The 3,294-nt window shown below is 49.8% G+C and carries 3 protein-coding genes and 1 pseudogene; all 4 read left to right on the forward strand.

Annotated features, from left to right (window positions below):
• Positions 1-384 (forward strand): annotated as a pseudogene (locus Q0546_RS11540) (fructose-bisphosphatase class I); the annotation flags it as partial.
• Complete coding sequence (locus tag Q0546_RS11545) at positions 381-593, forward strand: hypothetical protein (protein WP_298793191.1); 213 nt, start codon at positions 381-383, stop codon at positions 591-593. The pseudogene Q0546_RS11540 and the gene Q0546_RS11545, both read left to right, overlap by 4 nt.
• Positions 594-610: 17 nt before the next feature.
• Positions 611-2,530: a methionine--tRNA ligase gene (metG, locus tag Q0546_RS11550; protein ID WP_298793193.1), complete on the forward strand. Its 1,920-nt coding sequence runs from the start codon at positions 611-613 to the stop codon at positions 2,528-2,530.
• A 6-nt stretch (positions 2,531-2,536) separates the two neighbouring features.
• Positions 2,537-3,294 (forward strand): ferrochelatase (locus tag Q0546_RS11555; RefSeq protein WP_298793195.1); only part of this gene is annotated, 758 nt, incomplete at its 3' end.

The following is a 3,294-nucleotide window of genomic DNA, read 5'->3' on the forward strand; positions in this document are numbered from 1 at the left end:
AAAGGCAAGCTAAACGCTACGGGCGCGACGCAAAAGGGCTGGAGCGAAACTCACGCTAAATTTATCCGCGAGCTGTTTTTACAGGGATATCGCCTCAGATACTCTGGCGCCATGGTGAGCGACCTGCATCAAATTTTACTAAAAGGCGGTGGGCTGTTTAGCTATCCTGCCACGAGCGACGCGCCAAAGGGTAAGCTAAGAGCGCTATTTGAGGTGCTGCCGTTTGCCTTCATCTACGAGCGCGCGGGCGGGGCGACTAGCGACGGATACTCAGCAACGCTTTTTGATATGAAAGTGGAAAAAATCCACCAAACCACGCCTTGCTTTTTCGGCTCCAAAGATGAGATAAATTTACTGCATAAATTTTACGGAAGCGCGAAATGAGCGAGCACGCAGCGGACGCCGCTCAAAAAGACGAATTTGAGCTGGAGCTTGACCGCCAAAGAGAAATTTTACAAGCCTGTCAGAGCGAAAAAGGGCTAAGCTCGTGCTTTGCTTGCGAGGCGATGTTTGAGTGCAAAACCCGCAAAAACTACGTAGATGCCGTATATAGCTCGATGTCTAAAGGCGACGGCGGCGGATTTGATTTTTAAATTTAAAAAGGAAAGATATGAACACGACTTATATTACGACTCCGATTTATTACGTAAATGACGTACCGCACATCGGACACGCCTACACGACCGTGATCGCCGATACGGTAGCGAGATTTGCGAGGCTAAAGGGCGATGATACGTATTTTATGACCGGTACCGACGAGCACGGGCAAAAGATCGAGCAAGCCGCCGCAAAAAAGGGCTACACGCCGCAAGCCTACGCCGATGAGATAAGCGCGAAATTTAGGGAGTTGTGGGATAAATTTGAGATTAGCTACGATCATTTTATCCGCACGACCGACGACTATCACAAGCTCACGGCGCAAAATGCATTTCTTAAGATGTATCAAAAAGGTGACATCTACAAGGGCGAATACGAGGGATACTACTGCGTTAGCTGCGAGAGCTTTTTTACGCAGACGCAGCTTTTGGAGGACGAGAGGTGTCCTGATTGCGGCAGGCCGACGAATTTGGTAAAAGAGGAGAGCTATTTTTTCAAACTATCAAAATACCAAGACGCGCTGCTAAAATGGTATGAGGAGAACGAGGACTGTATCGTGCCGCGCGGCAAGAAAAATGAGGTCGTGAGCTTCGTAAAAGGCGGCCTGCGCGACCTCTCGATCACGCGTACGAGCTTTGAGTGGGGTATCAAGCTGCCTGCGAGCCTAAACGAGCCAAGGCACGTGATGTACGTTTGGCTGGACGCGCTTATAAACTACCTTAGCACGCTTGGCTACACGCGCGGCGATGATAAGATGAACTACTGGAAGGGTGCTACGCACATTGTTGGTAAGGATATTTTGCGCTTTCACGCGGTGTACTGGCCGGCGTTTTTGATGAGCCTTGATCTGCCGCTTCCTCGCTGCATTGCGGCTCACGGCTGGTGGACGAGAGACGGCGAAAAGATGAGCAAAAGCAAGGGTAACGTCATCAATCCAAGCGAAGTCGTAGACGCGTACGGACTGGAAAATTTCCGCTACTTTATGCTTCGCGAAGTGCCGTTTGGGCAGGACGGCGACTTTTCGCAAAAGGCCATGATCGAGCGCATAAACTCCGAGCTTAGCAATGATCTGGGCAATCTTTTAAGCCGTATAGTGGGCATGAGCGAAAAGTACTCGGACTTTGAGATAAAGGGCGAAAATTTACGCAAATTTTACGGCGAGGTTTTAGATAGCGGCAACGAACACCTGCAAAACGCTATCAAAAATTTAGAGAGTTTTGCCACGAACCGCTACCTCGAGGAGCTCTTTAAAGCGCTAACGCTTGCTAACGCGAGCATAGCTAAATTTGAGCCGTGGAACCTAATGAAAAACGGCAAAAAAGACGAAGCAAACGCGCTCGTATCGCTGTGTGCAAACCTGCTAGCTCGCGTGGCCGTCCTGCTAAGCCCCGCGATGCCAAGAACCTGCGAAAAGATCGCGCAGACGCTAGGTTTTGAGATATCGACGGCTACCTATGAAAAAATAATCTTAAACAACGAAATTTTAGACTTTAAAGCGCAAAAAACGCAGCCGCTTTTCCCAAAAATCGAAAAAGAGCTGATGGCGACTGCGGTGCCGAGCGTGAGCGAACCTGCCAAAACCGCCCCTGCGCCGCAAGAAAAATCGGACGCGAAGATAAAAATCGACGACTTTAAAAAATGCGTCATAAAAGTAGGCACGGTGCTTGAGTGCTCAAATATCGAAGGCAGCGAGAAGCTACTCAAATTTAAGATCGATCTGGGCGAAGAGCAGCCGCGTCAAATTTTATCGGGCATAGCCAAATTTTATGCTCCGGCGGACCTCGTCGGCAAGCAGGTCTGCGTGCTGGCAAACCTAAAACCCGCTAAAATTTTCGGCCATATATCAGAGGGCATGATTCTTAGCGCCGAAGACGGGTCGCTGTGCCTCATCGCGCCGATGGCTGCGGTCAAAAACGGCTCAGAAATAGGCTAAAACGGCGTGAATATCGAAAACCTAAGGCGCCTCATCAACGGCGAAGCGCTAAATAAACCAAGCGTCAGCGCCGTGGAGGGCTTTGCGTTTGAGAGTAAAAACGTGCGCCAGGGCTACGTCTACATCGGGCTTGGCGCAGACGCGGACGAGATAGCCGCGGCCGTCGCAAACGGCGCCTATGCCGTACTCGTCGAGCAAAGATGCGAGGTCATCGATCCCGAGGTCGCTTTTATCAAAGTCGATAGTCTGAGCGCCGCGCTGATGCGGCTAATGCGCTTTGAGGCTAGTTACAAAAATCTCAAATTTTGCTCAGTTAATCCCGTACAAAAGGCCCTGCTCGCGCGCATGAGCCTAGGCAAAAACTCTGACGGCAACGTAGTTAGCTTGCTGCCTGAGGATGCGACGCGGCTTTTTATAAAGATAATGAAAGCGGGCGCGGGGGATCTGTTTTTCACCGACGATCTTAAAATTTTATCCAAGATCGCGCCGCTTTACGACACAGTTTTTAGCGATGTGGACGCGGTTTGCGCGCAGGGCGGCTCGCTATTTGCCTCTAGCGTCGTTTGCGATGGCGTTTACTATCCAAACTTAAATTTCCCTAAAGTTTTTACGCACTATCTTTTCGGACTTTTGAGGTATCTGATCCGTGCAGGATTTTCTTTTAAGCTCGGCGACACGCGAAATTTGGGGCACTTTGAGCCTATTTTTATAAATAAAAATTTTCACGTCGTACCTTTTGGCTCGAGCTCTCAGGCTTTTATCGC

It is taken from the genome of uncultured Campylobacter sp., from assembly GCF_937997465.1.
Taxonomy (GTDB): domain Bacteria; phylum Campylobacterota; class Campylobacteria; order Campylobacterales; family Campylobacteraceae; genus Campylobacter_A.

Excerpts from the sequence above, each read along its gene's own strand:
- Q0546_RS11545 (WP_298793191.1), top strand. The coding sequence starts at position 381 with ATGAGCGAGCACGCAGCGGACGCCGCTCAAAAAGACGAATTTGAGCTG.
- metG (WP_298793193.1), top strand. The coding sequence starts at position 611 with ATGAACACGACTTATATTACGACTCCGATTTATTACGTAAATGACGTA.